This window comes from Bradyrhizobium sp. BR 1432, assembly GCF_051547705.1.
In the GTDB taxonomy this organism is placed as follows: Bacteria; Pseudomonadota; Alphaproteobacteria; order Rhizobiales; family Xanthobacteraceae; genus Bradyrhizobium; species Bradyrhizobium zhanjiangense.
This window is the reverse complement of sequence record NZ_JBPUGF010000003.1, coordinates 7,478,693-7,504,238: the sequence shown is the minus strand read 5'-3', so window position 1 is coordinate 7,504,238 and position 25,546 is coordinate 7,478,693. Positions and strand designations below refer to the sequence as shown.

At 62.8% G+C, this 25,546-nt stretch carries 21 protein-coding genes and 3 pseudogenes; 14 read left to right on the top strand and 10 right to left on the bottom strand.

The genetic code is table 11. The features are described 5' to 3' along the window. Positions 1 to 140: 140 nt before the first annotated feature. The 4 genes from ACSKB8_RS36500 to ACSKB8_RS36485 are packed head-to-tail and all read right to left on the bottom strand — an operon-like array spanning position 141 to position 3,263. A complete protein-coding gene (locus tag ACSKB8_RS36500; RefSeq protein ID WP_438109374.1) occupies positions 141 to 764 on the bottom strand; it encodes a HupE/UreJ family protein in 624 nt (207 codons plus the stop codon). Beyond that, the gene (locus ACSKB8_RS36495; RefSeq protein ID WP_438109373.1) at positions 761 to 1,363 is read right to left on the bottom strand and encodes a HupE/UreJ family protein; all 603 of its coding nucleotides are present in this window, start codon (positions 1,361 to 1,363) and stop codon (positions 761 to 763) included. The genes ACSKB8_RS36500 and ACSKB8_RS36495 overlap by 4 nt, the downstream gene beginning before the upstream one ends. A gap of 17 nt (positions 1,364 to 1,380) precedes the next feature. Further along, on the bottom strand, positions 1,381 to 2,358 hold the full coding sequence (locus ACSKB8_RS36490) for a HupE/UreJ family protein (RefSeq protein ID WP_438109372.1): 978 nt from the start codon (positions 2,356 to 2,358) through the stop codon (positions 1,381 to 1,383). Further along, positions 2,358 to 3,263, bottom strand: a complete 906-nt coding sequence (locus ACSKB8_RS36485; protein ID WP_438109371.1) for a peptidyl-prolyl cis-trans isomerase — start codon at positions 3,261 to 3,263, stop codon at positions 2,358 to 2,360. Before ACSKB8_RS36485 ends, ACSKB8_RS36490 begins: the two co-directional genes overlap by 1 nt. A 310-nt stretch (positions 3,264 to 3,573) precedes the next feature. Here ACSKB8_RS36485 and ACSKB8_RS36480 point away from each other — a divergent pair. After that, positions 3,574 to 5,558 (top strand): annotated as a pseudogene (locus ACSKB8_RS36480) (hypothetical protein). A 28-nt stretch (positions 5,559 to 5,586) separates the two neighbouring features. Here ACSKB8_RS36480 and ACSKB8_RS36475 read toward each other — a convergent pair. Next, complete coding sequence (locus ACSKB8_RS36475; protein WP_438109370.1) at positions 5,587 to 5,919, bottom strand: hypothetical protein; 333 nt, start codon at positions 5,917 to 5,919, stop codon at positions 5,587 to 5,589. 141 nt (positions 5,920 to 6,060) lie between these two features. Between ACSKB8_RS36475 and ACSKB8_RS36470 the strand changes: the two are divergent. After that, a pseudogene (locus ACSKB8_RS36470) lies at positions 6,061 to 6,685 on the top strand (putative 2OG-Fe(II) oxygenase). 30 nt (positions 6,686 to 6,715) lie between these two features. Here ACSKB8_RS36470 and ACSKB8_RS36465 read toward each other — a convergent pair. The 3 genes from ACSKB8_RS36465 to gspD all read right to left on the bottom strand — a co-directional run bounded on the left by ACSKB8_RS36465 (position 6,716) and on the right by gspD (position 12,328). Beyond that, positions 6,716 to 9,142 carry a spermidine synthase gene (locus ACSKB8_RS36465; RefSeq protein WP_438109369.1) on the bottom strand — a complete coding sequence of 809 codons (2,427 nt, stop codon included), beginning with the start codon at positions 9,140 to 9,142 and terminating at the stop codon, positions 6,716 to 6,718. A gap of 359 nt (positions 9,143 to 9,501) precedes the next feature. Beyond that, on the bottom strand, positions 9,502 to 10,041 hold the full coding sequence (locus ACSKB8_RS36460; RefSeq protein ID WP_438109368.1) for a tetratricopeptide repeat protein: 540 nt from the start codon (positions 10,039 to 10,041) through the stop codon (positions 9,502 to 9,504). Beyond that, positions 10,013 to 12,328 carry a type II secretion system secretin GspD gene (gene gspD, locus ACSKB8_RS36455; protein ID WP_438110808.1) on the bottom strand — a complete coding sequence of 772 codons (2,316 nt, stop codon included), beginning with the start codon at positions 12,326 to 12,328 and terminating at the stop codon, positions 10,013 to 10,015. Before gspD ends, ACSKB8_RS36460 begins: the two co-directional genes overlap by 29 nt. Before the next feature lie 265 nt (positions 12,329 to 12,593). Here gspD and ACSKB8_RS36450 point away from each other — a divergent pair. The 9 genes and pseudogenes from ACSKB8_RS36450 to gspM all read left to right on the top strand — a co-directional run bounded on the left by ACSKB8_RS36450 (position 12,594) and on the right by gspM (position 20,132). Next, positions 12,594 to 14,313 (top strand): annotated as a pseudogene (locus ACSKB8_RS36450) (GspE/PulE family protein). Between the two features lie 3 nt (positions 14,314 to 14,316). Then, complete coding sequence (locus ACSKB8_RS36445; RefSeq protein ID WP_438109367.1) at positions 14,317 to 15,525, top strand: type II secretion system F family protein; 1,209 nt, start codon at positions 14,317 to 14,319, stop codon at positions 15,523 to 15,525. An 18-nt stretch (positions 15,526 to 15,543) separates the two neighbouring features. Beyond that, positions 15,544 to 16,032, top strand: coding sequence for a type II secretion system major pseudopilin GspG (gspG, locus tag ACSKB8_RS36440; protein WP_438109366.1), 489 nt, complete (start codon positions 15,544 to 15,546; stop codon positions 16,030 to 16,032). Beyond that, a complete protein-coding gene (locus tag ACSKB8_RS36435) occupies positions 16,025 to 16,489 on the top strand; it encodes a pilus assembly FimT family protein (protein ID WP_438109365.1) in 465 nt (154 codons plus the stop codon). Before gspG ends, ACSKB8_RS36435 begins: the two co-directional genes overlap by 8 nt. Then, positions 16,461 to 16,880 (top strand): PulJ/GspJ family protein, encoded by a 420-nt coding sequence (locus ACSKB8_RS36430; RefSeq protein WP_438109364.1) that lies wholly within the window; start codon positions 16,461 to 16,463, stop codon positions 16,878 to 16,880. The genes ACSKB8_RS36435 and ACSKB8_RS36430 overlap by 29 nt, the downstream gene beginning before the upstream one ends. Next, entirely contained in the window at positions 16,877 to 17,596 is a 720-nt protein-coding gene (locus tag ACSKB8_RS36425; RefSeq protein ID WP_438109363.1) for a PulJ/GspJ family protein, read from the top strand. Before ACSKB8_RS36430 ends, ACSKB8_RS36425 begins: the two co-directional genes overlap by 4 nt. A 47-nt stretch (positions 17,597 to 17,643) precedes the next feature. Beyond that, entirely contained in the window at positions 17,644 to 18,510 is an 867-nt protein-coding gene (locus ACSKB8_RS36420; RefSeq protein ID WP_438109362.1) for a general secretion pathway protein GspK, read from the top strand. A gap of 3 nt (positions 18,511 to 18,513) precedes the next feature. Further along, a complete protein-coding gene (locus ACSKB8_RS36415; protein ID WP_438109361.1) occupies positions 18,514 to 19,581 on the top strand; it encodes a PilN domain-containing protein in 1,068 nt (355 codons plus the stop codon). Beyond that, positions 19,578 to 20,132: a type II secretion system protein GspM gene (gene gspM / locus ACSKB8_RS36410; protein ID WP_438109360.1), complete on the top strand. Its 555-nt coding sequence runs from the start codon at positions 19,578 to 19,580 to the stop codon at positions 20,130 to 20,132. Before ACSKB8_RS36415 ends, gspM begins: the two co-directional genes overlap by 4 nt. A 166-nt stretch (positions 20,133 to 20,298) precedes the next feature. Here the strand turns inward: gspM and ACSKB8_RS36405 are convergent, their stop codons facing one another. Continuing rightward, entirely contained in the window at positions 20,299 to 20,553 is a 255-nt protein-coding gene (locus ACSKB8_RS36405; RefSeq protein WP_438109359.1) for a hypothetical protein, read from the bottom strand. 58 nt (positions 20,554 to 20,611) lie between these two features. Here ACSKB8_RS36405 and ACSKB8_RS36400 point away from each other — a divergent pair, with 58 nt between their 5' ends. Continuing rightward, positions 20,612 to 20,818 carry a hypothetical protein gene (locus ACSKB8_RS36400; RefSeq protein WP_438109358.1) on the top strand — a complete coding sequence of 69 codons (207 nt, stop codon included), beginning with the start codon at positions 20,612 to 20,614 and terminating at the stop codon, positions 20,816 to 20,818. On the opposite strand, the gene ACSKB8_RS36395 is transcribed toward ACSKB8_RS36400, so the two are convergent. After that, complete coding sequence (locus tag ACSKB8_RS36395; RefSeq protein WP_438109357.1) at positions 20,815 to 21,285, bottom strand: prepilin peptidase; 471 nt, start codon at positions 21,283 to 21,285, stop codon at positions 20,815 to 20,817. The two genes, ACSKB8_RS36400 and ACSKB8_RS36395, sit on opposite strands and share 4 nt — an antisense overlap. A 279-nt stretch (positions 21,286 to 21,564) precedes the next feature. On the opposite strand from ACSKB8_RS36395, the gene ACSKB8_RS36390 reads away from it, so the two are divergent. After that, a complete protein-coding gene (locus ACSKB8_RS36390; RefSeq protein WP_438109356.1) occupies positions 21,565 to 23,736 on the top strand; it encodes an alkaline phosphatase family protein in 2,172 nt (723 codons plus the stop codon). Between the two features lie 602 nt (positions 23,737 to 24,338). Further along, the gene (locus tag ACSKB8_RS36385) at positions 24,339 to 25,526 is read left to right on the top strand and encodes an ABC transporter substrate-binding protein (protein WP_370986661.1); all 1,188 of its coding nucleotides are present in this window, start codon (positions 24,339 to 24,341) and stop codon (positions 25,524 to 25,526) included. Positions 25,527 to 25,546: the final 20 nt, after the last annotated feature.

Genomic DNA, 25,546 nt, shown 5'->3' with positions numbered 1-25,546 from the left:
CCAATACGCCCCGCTCGCGGGAATCGATGCGCCAGCAAAAGCGGGCGGCTGGCGATGGCTGCGCTTACCGGTTAACTCGTTGCCCGGTGGCTCGGAGCACTCTCTCGCTTCAGGCTAAGGTGTCCGCACCAACGACCGACTCAGGAAGCGAACGCGAGTCCGGTCATCATCAACCCGATTGCGGCGACCCAGCCGCCGAACGCGCGAATTGCGATCGTGCGCCATGCAGTTGGGCCGGCGCTAACCGGTCGCTGGAACGTGAGCGTGAGGGCCATGATCAATGTGGTGACTGCGTAACCCGCACTGGCCAATCCTGCCGCGAACAGCAGCCGATTGGTTTCCGGCTCGAGATTGCTTGCATTCGCCGCGCCACGCGCCGCTGCCAAGGCGAAAACGATGACGCACAAGAGCGTTGCTGGAACTGGCATTGCCGCCGCCAGCAGCAGTCCGACGAGCAGAATCATTGCTGCAGGCAAGGCCGACGACTCGGACGGCACGAATCCGAGGCCCGCAACAAGGGAAAGTCCGGCGAGCAGCCCCAGAGGAAACGCCAGGACAAGCCACCGTCCTTTTGAAGCTCCGAGCGAGCCTCCGAGAATCCCGATCGCCAGCCAAAGGATGATATCATGGAGGTCGGTGAAAGGATGCACGGCACCGACGTAGAAATCGCCAAGTCGCGCAGCAATGACGTGCGCTTCTGATGCGGTTGTGGAGGCAAGCAGGGTGGCAGCCGCAATCCAAACACCGCCGAGCCGAATGTTCATGCGGTGGCTCCGAGACTGTGCACGAGGAAGTAGCATCCGAGCGCCGCAATGACTGCACCGAGAGCCTGAACAACGCGCGCTCCGGCAGGCCACCGCGTCAGGATTCCAATGACAATTCCGCAGAGGTGGAGCATGCCCGTGGCAACGACAAAGCCGATGCCGTAGGCCAGCGGATTGGCCGAACCCGGAAGCTCGACCCCGTGCGCGTGTCCGTGAAAGATCGCGAACACGGCAACCACCGCAGCCGCGACGGAAAACGGCAGCTTCAGACGCATCGCGACCGCGGCACCCAGCGCGAGCGCCGACAGCGCGATCACGATCTCGGGCACCGGCAGCGGAATTTTCAGCACACCCACGACGCCGCCCAGTGCCATCACGAGCGGAAAGGTGATAGGCAGTACCCAGATCGCCGGCGCGCCGAGTTGCGCCCCCCAGATTCCGACTGCGACCATCGCAACCAGATGGTCCATCCCCGTCAATGGATGCAGCAGCCCACTGACCAAGCCGCCCTGCTCGCCGGTTTGCTCGTGCGCGAGTGCGGGGTGTGCGAGGCAGAGCGCGGCAAGCGCAGCCAGGCACGTTATGATGCGCGGTGACATGAGCTTACTCCTTGCTCTCACATGGTCGCGAGCACGCGCGCAAGACGGCCGAAGAACCAGAACATCGAAACGGTACCGATGGCGTAGGCCGGGAGAGCGTCTCCCCAGCGTGGCAAGACGGCGCCGAGCCGGCGATGCGCCCAGATCAACGCGAGCACAAGCAGCACAAAGGCAAGCTGGCCGATCTCCACGCCGACATTGAAAAAGAGCAGCGCCGCCGGCAGGAGACGGCTTTCGAGCCCAAGTCCTGCCAGAGCGCCAGCGAACCCGATGCCATGAACGAGCCCGAACGTAAATGCGACAGCCCACGGATGGCGAGCGGTAAGGCCCATCTCTCCACGCTGTTGCTTAACGATTTCGACTGCGAGGAACGCGATGCTCAATGCGATGCAGGCGTTGAGTGGGCGTTCCGGCACACCGATCAGGCCGAAAGCCGCCGCAGCAAGCGAAGCGCTGTGTCCGATTGTGAAGGCGGTGATCGTTTTCACCAGCCGCCACCCGCCGCCGACGATCCAGATCAGGCCCAACACGAACAACAGATGATCGGCGCCCAAAAGGATGTGATCGATTCCGTAGTTTACATAGCTCTTGGCGAGCTCGATCCAGGTCTGAAGCGTCGGTGCGCCAGTGCCGAGTACGGACACCACTGGATTCGCAGTCGAAATCGTGTAGCTGCGCGGCTCACCTTCGATCGGAATGATCTTGATCAGCACAGCCGACATGTTGGCGCCGAGGTTGGTAATGGTGATCGGGCCGACCAACCCTTTTTGGCCGCAGTTCATTTCGGGCAGCCGGAGGAAGCAATGGGGCGGCACCCGCAGATCGACCCGTCCAGCGCCGATCGACGGCTGCATGGTCCAGCGGCCGACGAACGCACCCGATCGAACCTCGCGGAATTCGAGCACGCCGAGCGTTGCCTCATGCGCGCGGAGCGCGCAGGGTTGCACGAGCACGGCGAGGATGAGCAGCGCCAATCGCAAATACAGGGACGCCATCACTGCTCGTACCGCACCTGATAGGAAGCCTTGAGCCGCTTGACCGCTTCCCAGGCGAGATTGCGCGTTTCTTCCGTCTGCCAAGTCCTGGCGGCCTCATCCCGCACCTTCTCGAGACTAGCAAGCGCTCCTTCACGCCGCGAGTCGAGGCGAACAACGTGCCAACCCTCCTTGGACCGCAACACCTTCCACTGCTCCTGCGGCATGCTCAGCAGCGCATCGCGGAAATCCTCGCCGAAAGATGCGGCCAGGCTTCCGACGGGCCGGGCGAGAATTGCGCGAGTTTGCTGCTGCAACTCCGCTGATTCGTGTTGTTGGACAATGTCCTCGAGCTGACGTTGCGCCGTGGTCTGATCCGTCGGCGGGGTAATGTAAAACGAAACGCGTTCCGGCTCGTCGAAGCGGGCGTGATTTTCGGCAAACCAAGCCTGCAGTTGCTCTTCGGTCGGTTTCGCGATCCGAATCTGATCGAAAATCAGCAACTGCATCTTGAACGCAATTCGGTCGCGGATCATCTCGTCGCCGCGGTCCACGGCAAGCGCCTTGCCCTCGCGGTAAAGGATTTCGCTCGCGATCCAGGCGTCAATCCGTTTCTGAAGCTGGTCGTCGGAAGGCGTGCGTTCTTTATCCTCGTCGAAGTTCTCGACGAAGGATTGGCGCAACGCCTTGGTAACGGTGATCACCTTTTCGTCCTTGGCGGCCGGATGCAAAGCCGCGTCGGCTGCGAAGATCATCCCTCCAAGCAGAGCGAAATGCAGTAGCGGTTCGCGCGATAAGCGCATGAGCGTTGAGATGATAGAGCGCGAATGACGCGTCACGCCCTGCGCAGCTTCCGCGCTCTCATGGTCGGAGCGTCCGGCGTGCAACATCTGAGAGGACTGCACTTCAATCTGTGTCGCTGACATTGACATAAAAGCTTTACAATTCTCAGAGGGTAACTGGCGGCCGCTGACAGCCGACAGAGCTCTCCATCTGTCATCCACAATCGTGTGTCTCGTGCAAGAGAAAATTTGCAGACGGAAGTGTTCGCAGGTGGAAGTGTCTGGGCTTCCGTGGGCGCTCTGCGCGCCAACACAAAAGCTTCACGCAATTGTCTCTGAAGTCTGCTGTTGTCCGGACTGCAGAGAGTGCAATCAAACGCGGCTCGCTACGGCCGCTTGAGATTCCTTTCCTTCCTGCCGTACCGACGAAATTAAATCCGAAGAGGGGCGATAGATGTTTCCATTTACCAAAGCGATTCTGTTGACCGCAGCATCGGCGTCATTGGCGCTAACCCAGAGCGCTGAAGCCCAGCAGTGGGGCAGCGATGGGCACAGGGGCAATCCTTACGTTGCCGGCGACATGCACAATCACAACACCTGCACGGATGGTTCGGTGTCCGCGGGCTATGCGATCGACCGCGCGGTCGGAAGGGGCGTCGCGGCCGGCGGTGGCAACAACTTCGATCTCGACTGGTTCACTCTCGGCAATCACGGCGGTTCGGGTAACCGCGACTGCCGCTTCAGCGACACGAGCGCCAACCTTCCGGGCGACACCACGAGGACGTGGAATCAGACGCTCGGCCAAACCATCGATGGCATCACGATTACCAGCCTGAAGGGCACGCCAAACGGCACCGGCAGCGATGCGAAGATGTGGCGCTGGCAGTCGATCCGGAGGTCGAATACCCGATCATCGTCAATCGTACGCCGATGTACAACAAGGTGCTGATCGAGGGTCTCGAGTGGATCGCGCCCGGCCACGAGCACGTCGACGTGGCGGTCATTGCCGGCCAGCACCCGAGGGGCCACGGCAGTGCCGACAAGATGGCGGAATTCGAATATCGCTTCGACCGCGCCGATACCGACGCGATCGGTCTCGTGGACGGCGAAAACCAGCTCTGGCCGGGTAAGGACAACGTCAACAATACGGGCACGGCCGGCCACCAGAAGGCGCTGGAAGGCATCAAGTGGTTGCAGGCGAATTATCCGCTGCAATCCTATGTCATTCCCACCCACACCGAGCGCCAGGGACCGTTCAGTCCGACGGGCACCAAAGGCTACAACATCGAGCACTTCCGCAGTTTCAACAATGCCGGACCGACCGTCGCGTTCGGCATCGAGTCGCCCGGTCACTTTGCCGAGGGCGGACTCAGCGGCGGATCCGGATCTTACGGGAGCGGTGCGGTTGGCGGCGGCACATACGGCATGGCGGGCATTTACACCGCGAAGGTAGGCGGACTCTGGGATGGTCTGCTGGGGAAGGTCGCAACTTCTTCGTCTATGTAAGCTCCGACTGGCATAACCGCGGCGCGGGCGGCGCGCGCGATTCGTTCACGACAGCCGATTTTATTCCCGGCGAGTACACCAAACTGTACGTTCCGAATGCCGGACATCACTCGGCGCAATCGGTCATCGACGGCATGCGTTCGGGCAACTCTTACTCGGTTAACGCCGAGCTTATCGGTCCCGATCTGGTGTTCCGTGCCCGAGCACGTGGCGAGGAATGGAAGGGCATGGGCGAAACGCTGGTCGTGAGGCCGGGCGATCGAGTGACGCTCGAGATGGCGATGACCATCCCCCCCAAGAACAACAGCCCCTACAGCTTCAACAATCCTCTGCTGGTGCCGGTGGGGATCAAGCAGCCGCTCGACAAGCCGGCGGTCGACCATGTCGATCTGATCACGGGGGACATCACCGGCGTGATCGCACCGGATGCTCCGGGGTATGCGGTTCCGAATGCGGCGGGCACGGCCGGTGCGTCGATTGTGTACAATCCGTCGGCGAAGATCGCGCAGCAGATCAATGCGACGCAGATGCATCGCGAACACGGTCGGGATGGTTCGGTCCGGCTGCGGTTCACGACGACGTTCACCGCTGGCCAGACTCCCTTCTATATCCGCGCACGCGGAACCAGATATTCCGGTTGGCACCCCGAATGTCTCGGACTCGGCAGGCAATCCGCTGCTCGACGCCAACAATGCGCAGGTGAGCTGCACCGACCCGGCCTGCCCGGCACATTTGGAAGCGGTGAATGGCGTCAAGAAAGTGACCCACGACGTTCAGGCCTACTCGAACGTATGGTTCTACGCCAATCCCATCTTCGTCCGTCCGGAGGGCTCGCCCAAGCTGCTGGTCGAAACGAACGCTGATTTGGCGCGCAGGCTGTCGCGTCGGGCCGATAACGGCCACGACGAGGGACACCACGACGGCCATCAATAACGGTACAACGAGGTCGTCCGGCGGGAAGCTACAGCTTTCCCGCCGGAACCTTTGATTGCGAAATGTGCCACTCTTGCTTGCGAATTAGTGTCTGCGCGCTGTGCCTTGTCATTGGCGCCAGCTGCGGCACGGCCGCTGCGGCCGACGTTGCGCCCGCCTCGGACGAACCCACGCTGGAAGATTGCAAGGCTGCGGTCGGCGAGGCGCGCACCTTGGCCGCAGACTTGCCCCGGACAATCTCTCCCGCTACTTTGCCGAGCGTCACCTGCAGCAAGCCCTGGTTGAAGCCGGCAATGGTGAATTCGACGAGTGCCTGGAGATGGCCGCGCGTGCTGTTGAACAGGTCCGCGAACGACGCCATGACGTCCCGCCCGGCGAAAAGCTGAAAGTGCTCAAGCCCGACGAATAGGGGAGGGCTTCGCAAATCATCCTTGCCGTCATCGCAGTGTCATCTTTGATCGCGCATTGTCGGGTCCGCCCCAAGAACAGGTAGATTTGCGAAATGGATCAGATCGAGCCGCTTTTCCCGATCCCCTTGTTGCGTTCGCCGCGACTGCTGCCGCAGGTGCTGAACGAAGCCGCCGTCGCAGCAATCCGCAATGCGCGCATTGAGAATAATCTGCGCTCTGACCAGCTGTTCCATACGCAGGTGGCCGATCCGCGCGACAACAGTCTGTTCCGCGAGATCGCTGAGCTGACCATCCCGAAGCTGGTGGAGTTCGGCTACCTCCTGTTCGGCGAGAAGCTGCGCTGGACGGTCAAGGAGATGTGGACGAACATGCTGGAAAACGGCGGCAGTCAGGCACTGCATTCGCATGCCAACAGTTTTGTTTCCGGCATATTGTACCTTACGCCATCGCATCCGGCCTGCAAGACGGTTTTCGTGCGGCCACCCGGTGGATTTGATTTCTCCTTTCGCCACCACACGCGAACCGCTGCCATTGGACCATTCAATGCCGGCAAATACGTATTGCCGGAAGCCGAGCCGGGCGATCTCGTCCTATTCCCCAGCTATCTGTATCACGAGGTGCCAAGAAACCAGGGCGAACAGCGCATCACCATCGCGTTCAACGCTATTCCCGAACAGTCTGGATTGCTGGGGCTATCGCATCAACTTTGCACCTTGAGCCGGAGTTCGCTCCAGCGGGACGGCATGGTCACCGCCGGCCCTGATGCGCCAGCAGCTCCCGCGCCTCGATGCGTGAGGGCGCCGCCTTCTCGATTTCATGGAGCAGGTGCGTCGCCGCCGCCGGATCGGAGGCCATCAGCGATCGCGCCATCGCGATCAGCGGGCGGTAGGCGGGCTCGAACTCCGGGCTAAGACGCACCGCGTTCAGCAATCCCGGAGCTGCTGCCGTGATCAGCGCCGCGCCGCGAGGATCTCCCGGCAGCGTTGCGCCGGCCTCGAGGAAGCGATCGCGCGCGCGCCAATACGCGAGCAGGCGCGGGCCTAGCGCGTCACGTATCGACAAAGGCAAGAGCTCGGCCGGATCGGGCTGCATCACCTGGATCACTGCAAGCAGCAATTTCCACGGTGGCTCGCTCAAGGCTTTTACGTTGCGGTTTGCGTCGAATGTGACGAACGGACGATCGTCGGTGTTCCGAGGTCCCGAGCCGGCGAAGGCAGACAGCGCGCGTGATCCTCCGAGATATTGGCCAAGCAAATCCATGTCGGTCTCAAATCCGATCTGTCGCGCCATGGATGCGATGGACGATTCGGCGAGCCTCTGATCAAGCGTATCCAGGTCGGGGCCGCCGCCGCCGCGAGGGCCAATCAGGGCGAGCATCGGCGTGCGCACGCTGTAGTGGTTGAGCCATGCCGATCCAGCCGGATAGACCTCCAGGAACGAGCGCACGATGGCGCGCAAGGATGGCAAATCGAGCTGATAGAGCGGAAGCCATTGGCAGAATACGCCCTCGGGGGCCAATCTGTTTCGTATCGCGGCGAAATGTTCAGTCGTGTAGAGCGCGCCGCTCCCGTCCAGCGCCGGATGAAACAGATCCGCCACGATGACGTCGTAGTGACGGCTGTCCGCCGCGACATGGCGGCGCGCATCGGCAACCGTGATTCGAGGCGCCGGACCTTTGAGGGTCGGATCGGCGAACCAGGGAAGCAGCTCGACGACCTCCTTCGACAGTTCGACGCCGTGCACCGAAAGTCCCGGCACCTGCGCTCCCCCGGCCAGGGTGGCGCCCGTGCCGATGCCAAGGAACAAGGCGTGATGCGGGGCCGGATGTAGGAGCAGCGGTAAGACCGCCTGCCGATAGTCCGACCGTGCTGAACTGGTACCACCCATGCGGAAACGGCCGTTCACTTCCAGATATCGGGCGCCGGAAGCATCATCGACAACGCTCGCCGTGACCATCGGACCTTCCCTGACAGCCAGCAGCGCGCCACCACCCGGCACCCGTGTGAGGGACGGGTGAGGGAGCAGCAGCAGGATCACCGCGAACGTCGCTGGTAGCGCCGACCACATCAGTGCTGCGCGGCGCAGTGGGATCAGCAACAAATAGCCGAGCGCGACCGCAATCAGCGCCGTCCATGCGCCAAGGGCAGGAATGATCAAGATTGCCGCCAGCATAGGCGCCATTGCCGCGCCAATGCTGTTGACGCCAACTGCCCATCCCAGCGACCCCCGTTGTTCGCGCACCCGCTCTGCCAACAGACCGAACAACGCGCCCATTGCGGCCGATGGCGCCAGGAACAGCGCGGCCGCAACCGCGAGTTCTCCGACGACACCCCACGCGAGCAGGCTGTCCGTGACGCGGGCGATCGACGGCATGAACAAGGCGGTCAGCAGGCAGGTGAGCGCGGTGCCTGCAAGGAGCAACCCGAGGCTTGCGTCATCGACACGGTTGCCCGCGCGTTGCCAGGCCAAGCTGCCAGCCGCGGTGCCGAGCAGATAAGCCGCGAGCAACCCCGCAAAAGTATAGATCGTATCCTGCAGTACCTGCGCCGCGAGCCTGACGACAAGTACTTCGAAGCCAATTCCGAGCACACCGGTTGCAAGCAGGGTGAGTGTTAGGCGCGACTCCAATGCCATCCGTTCGGATCGTTGCACGGCTTGCAAGGGCATTTCAGTATTCCGCACGCCGAGCATGAGCGCACCCAGGGCACACAGCGCATTCATGCCGGCGAGACAGGCGAGCGTCACGGAAAAGCCCAAAGCCGGCAGCAGGGCGAACGTGGAAACCAACGTTCCGGCCACGGCACCGGCGGTGTTTGCTCCATAGACGGCGGCGGTTACCCGGGAGCCGTGGCGGGCCTCCCTCACCATGCGCTCGAGCGCGGTCAATGTCCCGCCCATGGCTGCGGTTGCTGGGAGCAGAATCAGAGTCGGCAGTCCAAAGCTAGCCGCCCACAGCAGCGCTGGCGCCGGCTCTGGGCCGAGAAGCGGCGCCAAGGAGCGGCCAGCCGCAGGTAACAGCCATATGCAGAGCAATCCCCATATTCCGATGATAGCTTCCAACACCGCATAGGCCGTTCGCGGCGACCTGGTGCGGCGGATCGGCCGGTCCAGCACGAAGGCGCCAAGCGCAAGCCCGCCGAAGAAGCCGGCGATCGCGCCCAACACCGCCATCATCTCGGTGCCGAGCGCAAGGCTGCAGCTGGCGCGTCCACACAATCTCATAGCCAAGGCCCGCGAAGCCGGAGGGGGCGACGATCGACATCAGAACCCAGCCTGAACTGATCGATGAATGATCCCGGGCGTCAGCCGAGGGCGGCGCGAAGTCGGCCGAGGAAAGTGTCGCGCCGTTGTCGGGATTGGATTGCATCGTCATTCCAGGCGAGGAGATATCTGCGACCGCGTTGTTGTCCATTCATCACCTGTCGGACGGGTAGGGACCATGATGGCTCAACCGAGACTGCTCGCGGTTCGAGCTTTTCGCGCTCACCGGCATCTATCGAAGCTTGTCACGTTTTTGCAATGTGACGGCAAGGTCAGGGGCGACCAGCTGCGAAACGGAGCGCCAGATGCTGTCCCTCCGCGATCTGATCCTGCGACATTTTCGAGGCGACCGCGTTGCGCAGCCGCAGGTAATAGTCGCGATCGCGTTTCGGCGCCCGCGCGGCGGCAAGGTTCAGCCATTTATACGCCAGTACGAAATCCTGTGGCACGCCGTGGCCCTTGTCATAGAGCAGGCCGAGCATGGCCTGTGCGAACGGATTTCCGCGGAGCGCGGCCTGACAATACATATCAGCAGCGGCATCATAGGCCTGCGGCACGCCGAAGCCGTTCTCCGACATGAAGCCCAGGAAGGCCTGCGCCCTCGAGTTGCCATTCAGCGCAAGCGGCATCAACAGATTGACCGCACGGACATGATCTCCCCGCACGTAAGCTGTGTTGGCGCGGGCAAGCGCATCGGCACGCGCCGGAGCCGTCCCCGCCGAGCAACAGGCGATAACGATGAGGCTCGCCGCGAAGCGGCGCGGGCGCGCGAGCCCGAATGCCCTAGCGTACCGTCGGGACCCGCAGATCATCGGTGCTCGCTCCCACGCTGCCCCGCAATTTCGACCGCAATTCCTCCGCTACCTGGTGAGCGTCGAGGCTGTCGCGGATGATCTGGGGGCGGATGAAGATGATCAATTCGGTGCGCGTTCCCTTCTTGCCCTGATGCGAGAAGGCGTCGCCGATTCCCGGAATCTGATCCAGCAGCGGAATGCCGTTGCGGTCGCCGTTCTGCTGCTCGCTGATCAGCCCTGCGAGCAAAACCGTCTGTCCCGTGGCCACCGAGATCGAGCTCTTGACCCGGCGTTGGGATACGGTCGGCGTCAGACTCGCAGCGGTCGCAGGCGAGACGTTGCTGATCTCCTGCTCGACCTCGAGCCTGACATTGCCGTTGACGTTGATGCGCGGGGATACGCGGAGAATGATGCCGGTGTTTCGATAGTCGATCGTATTGACGACTGTATTGTTCGTGGTCAGCACCGTGGCGCTGCCGGTCGAGATCGGCACGACATCGCCGACCTGAAGCGTTGCGGCCTGGTTGTTGATAACGACCAGCGACGGATTGGACAGTACTTTCACGCTGGTAACGGAATGCAGCGCGTCGAGAATAGCGCTCGGCTGCGCCTCTGAACCGACCAGGAAGTTGAACCCGGGAAAGGCGCGGTTGATAAAAGCGTTGGTGACGGCACCCGCGACCGAGCTCGTTGTCGTGCCCGGCGCCTGGGTGGATTGGGTGTTCAGAACGGAGCCCTTGTCCGGCCGCAGGCCGAAATCACGGCTGGTCAGGTACAACTGCACCCCATAGTTCAACTCGTTGTTGAGCGTGACTTCCGCGATCGTGGCATCAATCGCGACCTGCAGAGCGGGACGATCGATCTGCTGCAGGGTGGCTTCGATGATCTTGTAGTTGCCCTGATCGGCATAGATCAGAAGGGTGTTGTTGACGGTGTCAGGCGTGATGCGTACGCCCGGCATCAGCGGTTGTCCTGTGCTGCCGGTGCTTCGGGAATCGAGCGCGCTGCCATTGGGTGAATTCCCGTTCGCCTGCTGCGGTTGGCCGAACCCTTGCGGTGTGGCCCCGCTCATGCCGGTGGACGGGCGCGAGGCGAAGCCGCCGGTTGAAGTGGGGGAGTTCGCGTTCAGCGACAGGCGGTCGGCCGGGCTGGACGTCGTCGTTGACCCCGATCCCGGCGCGAGCTGATTGTCGGCGCTTTCGAGCGAGGCCGATGACCCGCCGACAAACATCTCCGTCAGCACCTGCGCAATCTGGCGGGCCTCGCCATATTTGACGCGGTAAACGTGCACGCTGGTGCGCGCGGTATCCGCTTGGTCGAGCCGTTTGATCCAGGTCGCAGCCGTGCGCAGAAGCGCGGGCTTCCGGCTGACGACCATGATGGCATTGAGCCGGCTGATCGGTTGCAGCTTGACGAGGCTTTGGCTGAGCCCGACTTCGCCGGAATCCATGATCTTTTCCAGTTCGGAGATGATCGGTTCCGGCGCACTGTTGCTGACCGGGAAGATGCCGACGGATTGGCCGCGCATCCAGTCGACGTCGAAGCTCATGGCGGTTTCGACAGCGGTGCGGCGCTCGCCGCCAGTGCCCTGAATCAGAAGGAGATTTCGCGTTGCATCTGCGCGGACCATGCCAGGCTTGGTGGCAAAGCTGTCCATCAGCTTCAGTATGGTCGGTGCCGACACGTATTGTAGAGGCACGATCGAGACGCCATAGCCCGGCTCGGCACTGGCGACCTGCGCGTCCATCTGTCCGGACCCGACGGCATCGCCAAGTGGCGTCAGCCGATATCCGGCCGTGTCGCGGACCAGCACGACGCCCGAGAGCCGCAACGCATTTTCGAGTACAAAGACGATGTCTGACTTTGCGACGGGGCGAACAGAAACCAGTGTCACCGTGCCCTGCACGCGTGGGTCGATCGTGTAGCCGGTATTGAGGATGTCGCCCAGGACAACTTTTGCAACGGTCGCAATCGGTGTCGTTTCGAAATTGAGGTCGTAGCCGTTGCCGGTCGCCGGCCGTTGCGCGCGTACTTCCGCGACATCGGAGATGATCGTCCCCTCATAGACGGCGGCGCGGCTGCGTTCGCCGGCATTGGTCTGCACGGCGTTCACGTTCTGGGTCTGCCGGGGCAGAATGTCTAGCGAGCGCACCTTGTCGAGCACGTCGACTTCCGCCGGCGGCGGAGCTCCGACGCTCACGAAATTGCACGATGACAGTACAGCTGCGGCGCAAAGTATCAATGCCGCCACGCAGATGCTGCGCGCAATCATCCGGGATCGGCCCTGATTGCCGATACGCACCATACCTTCGCCGATCCCACTCTTGAACATGCGGGTCTCGGACCGTGCCGTCGCCGATCCGGACCAGTACGCATCCCTTAAGCGGGAAATATGACAGTAATGTTTACCAGGCTGATGCGACCACTCTTGGTATGAGTTGTCCACGATGTCCGCGGCTTCGTACAGGTGTCACATTGGGGGTCAATAACTCTATCTCCGGCGATCATTGGCAGCGCTGGCGCCTCTTTATTCTTATTCGCTCACGCCAGGAGTTTGACTGGAAACAGGCATGACCGGTCATTACTCATCGCATTTCGTCGAGCATCTTCGCCGGGCTCGGCACCTGAAAATGCCTCAGGCACAAGAGGCTGAGCAGGAGAGCGGGGGCCGCCACCCGGGCGACGGTCAGCAAGCCAGCTTGCCCTCCGGCGCACAGGTCAAGCTTTGGGAGGCTACCGATCTGTCGGCCGGCGAATTCGCCGACGAGGCGGCTCGTTTTTTTGGCCTCAAACGCGTGACGCTGCAGGACTTGCTGGCATCCACGCCACTGACCGCCGCGTTCTCGCAGCGGTTTCTTCGGGAAACGCTGGTCTATCCCTGATCGGACGACGGAAGACAGCGTTGAGCTCGCCATGGCCGATCCGGGCGATCAGGCGGCAAGGCGGGCAGCCGAAATCGTGCTGGGTCCCGACCTTCAGATTACCGCAGCCTCATTCGAAGATCTCGGTATTGTCCTGGACCGACAGCTTTCGGACGAGGTTCTGAGCGGCCGGGATGAGGCGGGCAGTCTTCGCCAGCTGCGCGAGGATGACATCGAGAGCCTGCGCGATCTCGCAAGCGGCGCCCCCGTCGTGCGCGCGGTCAATGACCTGCTCGAAAAGGCCATCGAGCTCAGGGCGAGCGATATCCACATCGAGCCGTTTCTGGCTGGCCTTGTGGTCCGGCTGAGGATCGACGGCATGCTGCGGCCCATTGCGGCTCCCACTGGCGTGCTGCCGCAAGCTGTGATCTCGCGTATCAAGATAATCGCTAGCCTCAATATTGCCGAACGCCGCCTGCCGCAGGACGGCGCCGCGCGCCTGCGCGTCAGCCGCGGTGACATCGATATCCGTGTGGCGATCATGCCTACCCAGCACGGCGAGTCCGCCGTGATCCGCATCCTGCCGAAAGATCGCGGGCTGCTGGTGATCGATAAGCTCGGTTTCGCGCCGACCGACGAAGCCAAGCTGAGGCGACTTTTGAAGCTGCCCCATGGCATGGTCGTTATCACCGGACCGACCGGCAGCGGCAAGACCACAACGCTCGCCACTATCTTGTCGGTACTGAATGAGCCGATCCGCAAAATTCTGACGATCGAGGATCCGGTCGAATATGAAATCCCGGGTGTCAATCAGTCGCAGGTAAAGCCTGTGATCGGGTTGACCTTTGCGAACGCACTGCGCTCTTTCGTGCGCCAGGACCCCGACGTCATCATGGTCGGTGAGGTGCGCGACTCCGAAACTGCACATGTCGCTGTCCATGCGGCGCTGACGGGGCACCTCGTTCTCACGACCCTGCACACCGAAACGGCAGCTGCGGCGGTACCACGCCTGCTCGACCTCGGCGTCGAAGGGTATTTGTTGCGCTCGACCTTGCGGGCGGTCATCGCGCAACGTCTTGTTCGCCAGCTCTGCGATCGCTGCAAAGCGCCGATCGTCTTGAGCGGGGATGACCTCGCCGAAGATCCACGGCTTGTCTCGCTTGGCTTCAAGGAAGGCGAGACGATTCATCAACCGCGCGGGTGCGAACGCTGCGCCGGCCTAGGCTATCGTGGTCGGCTCGGAGTGTTCGAGATCCTCGAGCTCGATAACGAGCTGCGCGAACTGATCGGAGACAACGCTGACGGACTCAGGATCGATCAGGCTGCCATTCGCGCCGGCATGACCACGATGCTCGACGACGGAATCGCCAAGTGCCGCGCTGGAGTGACCTCGCCTGCGGAAATCCTGCGCGTTACGACCGTGAGATAGCTCGTGCCAAATTTCCGCTACCGAGCACTGACGCAAACCGGCGAATTGGTAAACGGCACGATCTCGGCGCCGACTGCCGCTGAGGTCGCGGCCCGGATCGAGTATCTTCGCTTGCTGCCGATCGAAACCGTCGAGGAGAAGCGCATCGCCTCGTCCGGAGGCTGGGGTCGGTTCAACAAGCCGAGCGCGGCGGAAGTGACGACCTTCACCCGCGATCTTGCGCTGTTGCTGAAAGCGGGCGCGCGCCTCGACGATGCGCTTGAACTGCTCGCGAGCGACGCCGATGTCGGCCGCCTCCGGCCGGTGGTGGGCAAGCTGCGGGGTGCGCTGCTGAGCGGGGAGAGCCTGGCTGATGCGGTGGCGACGCACCCCGCGCTGTTTCCGCGGATGTATGTCGCGCTGGTGCGGGTGGGTGAACTGTCGGGTACGTTGGATCAGGTCCTGGAGATGCTCGGTACCGAGCGCGCGCGCGCCGAACAGATGCGCCGCAGGCTTGCCGATGCCATGCAATATCCGCTCTTCGTGCTGATTGCAGCCATCGGCGTCATGCTGTTCTTCATGTTGTTCGTGCTCCCGCAATTTTCCAGCGTGCTGCAGGACTTCGGCAGCAGGTCGGACTCTGCGCTCGGCATGTTTATCTCGATTTCGGAGTTCATGCGCGCGAACGGCACGGCGCTAATGCTGGCGAGCGCAGCCCTGGTTGCCGCGGCGTGGACTCTGCCGCGTCGACCAGGGACGAGAACCGGCGTCATCGGCGGCCTGGCGCGAATGCCGGGCATCGCCGGCATCTTCGGCTATTACCGGACGAGCCTCTTCTGTCGCAATCTCGGCGTCCTGCTCGGCAGCGGCGTCAGCCTGACCGCGAGCCTGCGCATCCTGGTCGACATCATGGCGGTGACCGGAGAGGTCGACGCGTGGAGCGAGGCCGCCGACCGCGTGCGGCACGGCGGCAAACTGTCCGAAGCGCTTTCGGCTTCGATGAGCCTGCCGCCGATGGCACTTCGCATGCTGCGGCTCGGCGAGGAAACCGGCCAGTTGCCGACGCTCGCCGGTCGCGTGGCGGAATTTTACGAAGCCAAACTGCAGCGCAGCCTCGACCGCATCGTCGGCATCATCGGGCCGCTGGCAATCGTGACAATCAGCGCCGTTGTCGGCGGGCTGATTGTCTCCGTGATGACAGCCCTTCTGTCGGTCACGCAACTCGTCGGATGAATGTGAGGACTAGTCGCCATGTCGAAGCAGCCTTCGGTCAGAATTGCGCAGTGTGCCATTGGGGATGCGCGCAGGCACGGCGAGCAGGGCTTCACGCTGGTCGAGATGCTTGTCGTCATCACCATCATCGGCTTGATCATGGGCCTGATCGGCCCACGGGTGCTGAATTATCTGAGCGAGTCCAAGGTCAAGGCGGCGAAGATCCAGATGCAGAGCTTTGCCAGCGCGCTCGACCTGTTCAATCTCGACACCGGCCGCTACCCGTCAACCGCGGAAGGGCTGACCGCCCTGGTGCGCCGGACGCCCGGTGTTGCCGCCTGGAACGGTCCTTACCTGAAGGGCAGCGTAGTTCCGAACGATCCATGGAATCACCCCTACGTCTACCGCGCGCCGGGTGAGCACAGCGCCTACGACATCATCTCCTACGGCTCCGACGGCCAGGAAGGAGGCAGCGCTGCCGCCGCGGATATCTCGCTGAACAACATGACGAGCGCGAGCAATGAATGATACGCCGCAACGTGGCTTTACGCTGCTCGAAATGGTGTGTGTCATTGCACTGATCGCGATGCTCGCTTCCGTGCTGATGCCGTTTGTGCCCCGTCACACCTCGCGCTCTCGCCTGCAGGCCTACGCGCTGGAAACGGCAACCTTGCTCAAAGGCGATCGAAATGCCGCAGTGGCACGCGGCGCCAATGTTGCGACGACGGTCGACGCGCCCTCCCGCGCGATCCGATCCGGCGCATCCGGCAGGATCATCCGGGTTCCCGATGACGTTCGTCTCGACGCGCTGCTGCCGCAGACCTGTCGCCAGCGGCCTGCGCTTTCGACCATCAGCTTCTTTGCCGACGGCATGTCCTGTGGTGGCACGATCGCACTCGCGCGGCTCGACACGGCTTATGAAATTCGCGTCAACTGGCTGACCGGAAGAATCGAAATTGTCTCCCGCTCCAAAATCGCCAATTGACCGGAATGAGGCCGGCTTCACCATCATCGAGGTGCTGATCGCGCTTGCGGTCGTTGCTGGCAGCATCATGGCGATCGGATCGGTCATGTCGACCAACGCCCGGAGCGTGCGGGCGCTGGAGGATCACTTGGCGTTGATGCAAACCGCGCAGACCGTATTGGCGACGGCCATTCCGCCGCGCAAGGACATCAGTCCCGGCAGCTTGTCCGGCCAGCTCCGCAACTACCGTTGGCAGGTCGATGTCAGCCCGCTTGCCGGCGGCTGGGAGGCCAACGACGAGCGGGTGGCCTGGATACCCGAACTGGTCAGGATTCGCGTCCGCGCAGCCAGCGGGGCGACGGTCGACATCGAAACCGTGCGCTTGATACCGAGGCCGCAGCATCGAACATGAGCAGGAATACAGAGAGCGGCCAATCGGGATTTTCGCTGATCGAGGCGCTGGTGGCACTTGCACTGACCGGGCTCATACTCTCGGCGCTTGCGAACATCACGGCACAGTGGCTGCCGAACTGGAATCGCGGCATCGACCGCGTTCAAGAGACCGAGCAGGTCGGCATCGCCATTCAGCGGATCGCTGGCGATCTTGCGGCCGCCGAATTCGTGCCGGCCAGCCGCGAGCTGCCGCGGCCGCTGTTCGACGGCTCGGCATTCGCGCTCACCTTCGTGCGCACGGCGCTCGGTCCCAACAGCGGCATCGGGCTCGACGTCGTGCGGATCGGGGAAGCCGACGATCGGGGCCGGATGGTGACCGTGCGCTCCCGCGCGCCCTTCGGGCCATTGCCGGCCGGCGCGTCGCCGTCTGAGCAGATACATCTGTCCGATCCGGTGGTGCTGCTGCGCTCTCCGTTGCGCCTGTCTTTCTCTTACGCCGGTCCGGATCGCGTTTTCCGGGACAGCTGGAAGGGGCAGGAAAAGTTGCCGGTCACGATCATGCTGACGATACGCGATGGCGCGACCGGGCGGATGTTGTCAGCTTCCTCGGTGGCGCCGGTCCACATCGATGCAGCGGCAGGCGATGCGGACGATGCGGTCAAGGAAAGCGCGGATGAGGGGGCGAAGAACAATGGCGGCGCCAGTAGCGCCGGAAGAAAGCAGGACGGATCGTGACGGGGTTGGCCGGGCACAGCGCAGGGCGTTCCTCCCAGCAAGGGTTCGTGCTGGTGGCCGTGCTATGGCTAGTGGCAGCACTTGCCGCGCTTGCGATGATCTTCTCGGCCTACCTGTCAAGCTCGGCGCGCGCGCTTTCGCTCAACGACGTTGCCTTGCAGACGGAGGCGCTGGTATCTGCAAGCGCTGAACTGACAGCCTATCGATTGCAGCTCGGCGCCGAAGAGGCGCGTCCGATGCAAGGCGCCTTTCGCATGCGGCTGAATGGCGCCGATCTCGCGGTATCTTTTATTGCGGAGACCTCCCGCGTCGATCTCAACAGAGCGCCCAAGGAACTGCTCGAGGGGCTTCTCTCCGCGCTTGGTGCGGCGGCCGAGGATGCTCGCGAGGGCGCTGAGCGCATCGTCGCCTGGCGGAGCCGCGCGACGGCGCAGACCGCCGCAAATGAAGAAGCGCTCTATCGCGCCGCGGGCCGCGCCTACTCGCCGCGTCAGGCGCCCTTCGCGCATGTCAATGAGCTCGGCCTGGTGCTCGGTCTGGCCCCGGCACTCGTGCAGCGTGCGCTGCCCTTTGTCACCGTGTTTAGCGGCGCGGAGGGCATCGACGCAACCATTGCGGCGCCGGAAGTGATAGCGGCCTTGCCCGGCATGACGCCGCTGATCCTCAAACAATTTCTCAGTGAGCGTGCGCAAATCGGAAGTGACCGCAGCGCCATCGCGGCAGCGCTTGGCCCGGCCAGGGCGAGCGCTAACGCAGAAAAGAGCAAGGCCTATCGCATCCTGACTTTAATCCGCTTTCCCAACGGCCGCCACACGGCCTCTGAGATGGTGATCAGGTTGGGTGGCGACACGGAGCTCTATCGAGTGCTGTCGTGGCAAGGCGATGTGAGCTCGCAAGCCTACAGAAAGCTGTGACCGATGATTTCGGAACTCAAGGAGTTGTTTGCGACGTGGATGGCAGCTGTGGCGGCCGCAATCGATGCGGTCGGTGCGAAGCTTGTGCGACGGCGGCAGATCGTCTTGATCGAGGGGCAGGGGAACGGCTTCACCGCGCGGGTCACTTCGACGGGAACGGGCGCGAGCCTGCCTGAGCTGTCGTTCCGGCTGGTGCAGAACCGTCCCGAACCTGCTGTGCCGCCTGAGTGGGCAGCCGCGCTACGTGGCAGCCAACTCGATATCGTGATGAGGCGGGATCACGTGCTGGTCCGTCCGCTCGATTTCCCAAAACAGGCGGCGGATTTTCTTGACGGCATGATCCGGACGCAGATCGATCGTCTGACGCCATGGACCGCGAGCGACGCCGTGTTCGGCACCAGTCCGCCGGCCCCGCTCGCGAATGAACGGATCGGACTGATGTTGGCGGCAACGTCAAGACAAAAGATCGAGCCGCTGGTTAGACTGGCCGGCGATCTCCGCGTTTCATCCGTGGCTGGTCTGGTCGACCTCCACGAGGCGGAAAGCGAGGGGACGCGCATCAGGCTGTTCGAGGCTCAGCCGAGCGGCGCCGGCCGCACGGTCGATGTGCCCAGGCTATTGCGGCTCGGGTTGGGCCTCGCGGCAGCAGGGGCGGCGGCCTCGCTTATTGTGTCCACCTATGTCGGTGGCATGCTCGACGCGGAGCAGCACGAGCTGCAGCAACACATCGCGCAACGTCGCGCCGCCTTGCGGATCAACCAAACGGGCGGATCGGCGGAGACATTGCTTGCCAAGCTCAAGCAGACGACCCCATCGAGTGTGGTGGTGCTCGAGGCAGTATCGCGTGTGTTGCCGGATACCACCTATGTGACCGAGCTGCGGGTCGAAGGCGACAAGATGCAGGTGGTCGGAATGACGCAGGATGCACCGTCATTGATCCGGTTGATCGAGCAGTCGCCGCACTTCACCCGCGCCACTTTCTTTGCGCCGACCACGCGAGGCCAAAGCGATCCGGGTGAACGCTTCCACATCGAGGCTCGCATGACGCCTTACTTCGGGGACGGCTCATGAATCAGACAGCAACCTTGCTGAAATTGTTGTCCAGACCGTTCCCCGCAGCAGCACTCTACTTCACAATCGCGGCTCTGTTGGTGTTCGTGATTGCAAGCTCGATGGCCGATTTGCTTGGTGAGCGCGCCGAAGTCGCGGCATCGGCAGCGATGCTCGAACAACTCGAAGGACGACGGCCTATGTCCGCGCGCGCCCTGGATGCCGCCGCTGCGGCGCGATCCGGCTCGCCATTCCTTGAAGGTACGACCGTGACGATTGCAGGCGCCGCGCTCTTGCAGCGCGTCACTGCTGCGGTGACCAGGCTCGGCGGTAACGTGTTATCTTCCCAGGTCGACCTGAAGGGCACGAAGGCCGATTTCTTATCCATGATCGCAAGCTGCGAGATTGATCAGCCTGGCCTGCAGCAATTGCTGTACGATCTGGAGGCCGGCATGCCGTTCCTGTTTGTCGATCAGCTGGTCGTGCAATCGCCGTCCAGTTTCTCTGGTTCCGGCGAAGGAAAGTTGCGGGTGTTGCTCGCTGTCTCTGGCCAGTGGCGAGGTAGTAAATGAAAAAGCACGCCGCGACGGGACCACATTCGCTTTGCGCCACCTTGTTGCTGGCGTCTGCGCTCGCCGTCCCAGGCTTGGCTTTGGCGTTGCCGACGGATTTTTCCGGCGCTGATGCCCCCGGTCCGGGCCGCACGGGAATAGTCTCCGATCCGTCACCCTGGGATAATCACGCCACTCCCGGAGCTGTGGTCACGCCCATGATGCCCACCCAGGTCCCCTCAGCACCAGAACGTGCGGTGAGCGCTAATCCGCTGTGGGCGATCCCGCTCACCTCCTTGTCGAACACGCGCGAGCGGCCGGTCTTTTCGCCGTCGCGGCGACCACCGCCGCCAGCGGTTGCCGCGGTGCCGGCGACAAGACCGCCACCGCCGCCGCCCAAGCCGCCGCCGATGGAGCGTCCGCCACTATCGTTGGTGGGCACGATCGCCGGCGATGATCAGAGTTTTGCGATTTTTGTCGATCATACCACCAGGGCGGCTATGCGCCTCAGGCTAGGCGAGGAGTATCAGGGCTGGAAGCTGCGCTCAGTGCACGGCCGCGAGGTCACGCTCGTGCGCGACGAGCAGAGCGCAACGCTGAACCTGCCGCAGCCCGGGACCGGACCGGCCGCACCTGCCCGTGTCCAAGCTGAGAGCACGATTGCGCAGGGAAGCCAAAAGCCGCCGGACCGAGCCGAACAGGACTAATCAATCCAGTCGGCCTGCTGAAGCGCGAGCGTGAACACCAGGCCAAAAACAAGAAAAGGACCGAATGGAAGCGACGTCTGCCGTGTCATGGTTTTGCCCGCGAACTGCATCGCACCAGCCGCCGCGAGTGCGGACAACGACGCAATAAGGAGCTGCGTCGGAACGCCCACAATGCCGATCCAGATGGTGGACGCAGCAAGCAGCTTGACGTCGCCGAGACCAAGCCCCTGAACTTGCCGAAGCATGAAATAAAATCGACGCAGCAGCCATATGACCGCGCCAACGATGACAGCTTGCGCGGCGGCGCTGAATGCAGCGGTCCCGCCATTGAGGATCGCGCTCCTGACAAACCCGGCCACCGCAAGCGCAAGATTTAGCCAGTTGGGAATAATGCCGCGCCGCAGGTCGATCCATGCAAGCCCAGCGCCTGCGATGCCAAGGAAGGCGAAGCTGACGGCTGTGATCATGGGAAAAAGATTGCAAAGAGGTGCGAGAGGCCTTCCCCGACCGAGTGCGGGGCATGAGACTTCACGCAGGATTTGACTTGGTCGTCAATGCGTTTTTCCATCCGGCCGCAATTATATTCGAACAGCCGAATTTGTTGCGCACCTTGCCAGCTCGCGGCGGCGTCGCCGCCACTTACGCACATCGCCTGAACGTCACATGCGCGTTAGGCGAGCCCGTTAATCATTGCCTCTCGTTCCCGACAAATCCACGTAGTCGCGCAGCGAACATGGGGCGTTGTTATGAATTTAAAGACCTTTGTCTCGATAACGGTGATGTCGCTTGCTCTATCACTGAACGGCGTTGCGGCACCGGCCCGCGCCGATGATGGCAACGACCAGCATGGCCATGGCCGCAAGCCGCGGCGGGTGGTGCTGATCTCGCTCGACGGTGCCAAGCCCGACTTCATTCAGAAATTTATCAAAGAGGGCGTGCTGCCGCGTGACGGCGGCCTGGCGTGGCTGAGCCATCATGGCGCGATTGCGGAGCAGAACGTGACTGCCTCGCCGTCGCTCACGGCAGTGTCGCACATCGAGATCGCCACCGGCTCGACGGCCGTTCATAACGACATTCCCTCGAACACTTTCCAGGCGATCGTCGCGCCGATCTCATCAAGCATCAGCGGCTTCGGGGCGCCGATCGGCGGCTATCGCCTGAGCCCGCTCGGTCCTACGTCGCAGCCGACAGCCGTGCCGCTGTGGGTACAGCTGCGTCAGCAGGGCAAGAAGGTGATCACCGCGACGTGGCCGGGCAGCGACGGCGCCGACATCTCCATCAACAACACGGTCGTGCAGTCAGCCCAGCCGACCCGCGTCACCGACTACACCGTGCCATTCGGGGCGTTTGGCGGCATCGGGGCGCGGGGCTTTTCGCTGTCCCAGGCCGACTTCGCGCCCGATCCTGCGATCGCCGCGGCGCTCCAGGTGGCTGGCCACTTCTCGTTCAGCCCGGTGCTGGCGACGCCGACGGCGATCGAGACGCTCTCGTGCGCGTCGGCACCGACCGCGACCTGCACCAATGCCGCCACGTTCGACGTCAAGTATGCGATCCGGGTGGCGGCGCTCGATACCACCAATGACAACACGGTGAACTACGATACCCTGGTGTTCTTCGACACGACTGGCGGCATCACGGCAGGACCTTTCCACGCGCCGTCGACCGGACCGGCCTACGCCAAGGTCGGCAGCGCGAATGCGCCGTTCTTCTTCGAGGGCAGCGGGGCCAAGGTCGGTGCCGCATACTTCGTCTCGGCGCTTGCGCCCGATCTGTCGGTCGTGCGCTTTGCCCGCTACGGCGCCAACTTCATCCCGCGCAACGCGGCGGTGCTGGCCGATGTTGACGACATTAACAACAATATCGGGTTCTGGCGTCCGCAGGCCGACTTCCGCATTCCGGAGCGGCTGAGTCCGGGCTTCACCAACTTCCCCGATACCGAGATCGAGGCGATGTATGAGGACATGGTGAAGACCTTCGTGCGCTACCAGGCGAACATCGCCGAGCACGCGATCCGCAAGCATCCCGACGCCGACCTGGTGATGGTCTACATCGAGCAGCCCGACGGCTCCGAGCACCAGTTCCTGCTCACCGACAGCCGCCAGGGCACCAGCTCGACCGACCCGAACTCGATCGGCGACAACCAGGATCCCGCCAAGGTCGCGCGGTACGCGTCCTACATCCGCTTCGCCTATCAGACCGCCGACGCGGCGGTGAAGCGGATCATCGATGCTGCGGGCCGTGACAGCAACATCTTCGTGGTGTCGGATCACGGCTTCGCACCGTTCCACACCTCGGTGAGCATGACCAACATTTTGCACAATGCCGGCATCGACACCAGCAAGGTGGCGATCCGCACCTCGGGGCCGGCGGTCAATATCTACGTCAATCTGCAGAACCGCGAGCAGGGCGGCACCGTCGATCCGGCGACCTACAACGCGCTGGTGACGCAGATCGCCGACGCGGTGAAGAACGCGGTCGATCCCAACTCGCGGTTCAACTTTTCGCTTAGGAACGGGCGGATATTCACGGTGGTCGAAACCCGGCCGCTGCACTGCGAAGACGGTACCGGGCTGTGCACTAGCAAGACCATCAGCCAGGATTTTGGCGATGTGTTCGCGCTGATGGCTCCGGGCTACAACTTCGACGGCATCCAGAACCCCGGCGTCGCCCGCCTCGGTGATGCGCCATTCAATGCGGCGACGACCACGCTGTCGATGCCGAACTTCTACGGTGCCCATGGCCACGATCCCGAGCTGACGGAGATGAGCGCGACCTTCATCGCCGTCGGCCCGCAGATCCGCCCGAGGACCACGATCTCGCGCATGCGCAACGTCGACGTGGCGCCGACGATCATGCGGCTCCTCGATGTCAAGCCCCGCCAGGTCGACGGCGAGGTGCTGCAGGAAATCCTGCGCTGAAAAGCGGCGCGCGGGATCCTCATACTTGGCTGATGGGCGCTCACACGCGCCCATCGCAACTCTGGGAGTGGGGCGGGACTGATCCAGGCCATGGTCACGGCCAGCAACGGCGCTTGGGAAGGTGGGAAGGTCACGTGCTGACGCGTTCTTCTTCCGGGTCGGCGGGCGCGCGGGCTCGCCAACCTTTGGCAGTTGATCCGCTCCGCAAAGGCGGCTTCTTCATTTCGAAACGGCTACCAAGCTATCGAATTTGCTGCAAAGCATTTTGTCCGTTTTCGAAACGTGAGCTTTTTCGTTGAAAATCAAGCAGGTTTTGACTCCGCCGTTGCCAATTTCGGCCGGTCGCCTCAGCCAATCCGAAAGCATTGTGAAGATCAACGCGCGGGAGCAGAGTTTAGACCGCAGCCGGGACCAACGCCCGTCCCGAGGCCCCGGACGGCCATAAGAATTCGCTATGGCGGCAGACTACAGTCGTGCTTCCCCTGTCATCAAACGTAAATCTATTTTTTGCCGTCGGCCGCAACAAAAAATTCCAAGGGCAAGACCACTGAAGTGGCGGGGTTCGCGGTCGCATCATTTGGTAGCAGCAGCGGAGCGGGGAAATGACGATCGAGTTGAGCCGACGTGGGTTTTGCATCGGAGCCGCGCTGATTGGACTCCAGACCGCTTCCTCCGGCGCCTTTGCAGCGCGAAGCGAAGATGGCGCGGTCAGGCTGGGTCTCGTCGCGCCGATGAGCGGCCCGAACGCCCGGTACGGGGCCTTTTCGCTGCGCGGCGCCCAGATGGCTGCAAAGGAAATCAACGATGCGGGCGGCGTGGGCGGACGCAAGATCAATGTCATGCCGGGGGACAGCCAGGGCACGCCGGTCGAGGGTGTCTCGGCGACCCGCCGTCTGATCGATCAGGATCAGGTCGACTTCATTATTGGCGACGTCTCGAGTTCCGTGACGCTGGCCATGCAGCCGGTCGTCGAGGACGCCGGCGTCCTGCTTCTCAACGCGGCCTCGTCCAACCCGATGATCACCTACAAGGCGGGCGTCGGTGGCTTCAAATGGACCTTCCGTAACTATCCGACCGACGAGAACCGCTCACTGCTCGTGCTGCAATACGCGGCCGAGAAGAAGGGATACACCAAATACGCCGTGCTCTCGGTCGACAGCGACTACGGCCGCGCCGCCATTCAGTTCACCAAGAAATACCTGCCGCGCTTCAAGAGCGAGATCCTGACGGAAGACTATTACAAGGAGGGCGAGGTGGATTTCCGCAGCGTGCTCTCCAAGATCCGCGATTCCGGCGCTCAGGCCATCATCATGTACGGCAATGCCGATTCCGCGCCCATCGTCGGGCGCCAGATGATTGAAGTCGGGATCGCAGGCAAGATCCCGTTGATCGGCAATGCCGAGTTCAATACCGCGAGCACCATCAAGGCCGCGCCGAAGGCGATGGAGGGGGCGATCGAGGCCGCAGCCTGGCTTCCGGGGTACGACTCTCCGAAGAGCAAGGCCTTCGTCGAGAAGTTCACGGCCGAATACCGCGAGGCTCCCAACAATCACGCTTACGTGCATTGGGAGACGGTGCACCTGCTCGCCAAGGCGATCGAGCAGGCCAAGAGCATCGATCGCGAGAAAGTCCGGGCCGCACTCTCCGGCATCCACTATGATAGCGCGGTCGGCGAGGTCTCCTTCGACGATCACAACCAGGCGCGCCTGCCGATGATCCTAGTCGAGATCGAGGGCGGCAAGCCCGTGATCAAGGGCGCCTACAAGGCCGAGATTGACTATCCCAAGTAAGCCCGCGAAACGGTGGCCCC

Bases quoted from the DNA above. Each gene is read 5' to 3' on its own strand.
- ACSKB8_RS36400 (WP_438109358.1), top strand. From the start codon at position 20,612: ATGCGCCTCAGGCTAGGCGAGGAGTATCAGGGCTGGAAGCTGCGCTCA.
- ACSKB8_RS36460 (WP_438109368.1), bottom strand. From the start codon at position 10,041: ATGATCTGCGGGTCCCGACGGTACGCTAGGGCATTCGGGCTCGCGCGC.
- ACSKB8_RS36490 (WP_438109372.1), bottom strand. From the start codon at position 2,358: ATGGCGTCCCTGTATTTGCGATTGGCGCTGCTCATCCTCGCCGTGCTC.
- ACSKB8_RS36385 (WP_370986661.1), top strand. From the start codon at position 24,339: ATGACGATCGAGTTGAGCCGACGTGGGTTTTGCATCGGAGCCGCGCTG.
- ACSKB8_RS36485 (WP_438109371.1), bottom strand. From the start codon at position 3,263: ATGTCAGCGACACAGATTGAAGTGCAGTCCTCTCAGATGTTGCACGCC.
- ACSKB8_RS36425 (WP_438109363.1), top strand. From the start codon at position 16,877: ATGAGCAGGAATACAGAGAGCGGCCAATCGGGATTTTCGCTGATCGAG.
- ACSKB8_RS36495 (WP_438109373.1), bottom strand. From the start codon at position 1,363: ATGTCACCGCGCATCATAACGTGCCTGGCTGCGCTTGCCGCGCTCTGC.
- gspG (WP_438109366.1), top strand. From the start codon at position 15,544: ATGTCGAAGCAGCCTTCGGTCAGAATTGCGCAGTGTGCCATTGGGGAT.
- ACSKB8_RS36435 (WP_438109365.1), top strand. From the start codon at position 16,025: ATGAATGATACGCCGCAACGTGGCTTTACGCTGCTCGAAATGGTGTGT.
- ACSKB8_RS36390 (WP_438109356.1), top strand. From the start codon at position 21,565: ATGAATTTAAAGACCTTTGTCTCGATAACGGTGATGTCGCTTGCTCTA.
- gspD (WP_438110808.1), bottom strand. From the start codon at position 12,328: ATGGTGCGTATCGGCAATCAGGGCCGATCCCGGATGATTGCGCGCAGC.
- ACSKB8_RS36415 (WP_438109361.1), top strand. From the start codon at position 18,514: ATGATTTCGGAACTCAAGGAGTTGTTTGCGACGTGGATGGCAGCTGTG.
- gspM (WP_438109360.1), top strand. From the start codon at position 19,578: ATGAATCAGACAGCAACCTTGCTGAAATTGTTGTCCAGACCGTTCCCC.
- ACSKB8_RS36475 (WP_438109370.1), bottom strand. From the start codon at position 5,919: ATGGCGTCGTTCGCGGACCTGTTCAACAGCACGCGCGGCCATCTCCAG.
- ACSKB8_RS36465 (WP_438109369.1), bottom strand. From the start codon at position 9,142: ATGATGGCGGTGTTGGGCGCGATCGCCGGCTTCTTCGGCGGGCTTGCG.
- ACSKB8_RS36500 (WP_438109374.1), bottom strand. From the start codon at position 764: ATGAACATTCGGCTCGGCGGTGTTTGGATTGCGGCTGCCACCCTGCTT.
- ACSKB8_RS36395 (WP_438109357.1), bottom strand. From the start codon at position 21,285: ATGATCACAGCCGTCAGCTTCGCCTTCCTTGGCATCGCAGGCGCTGGG.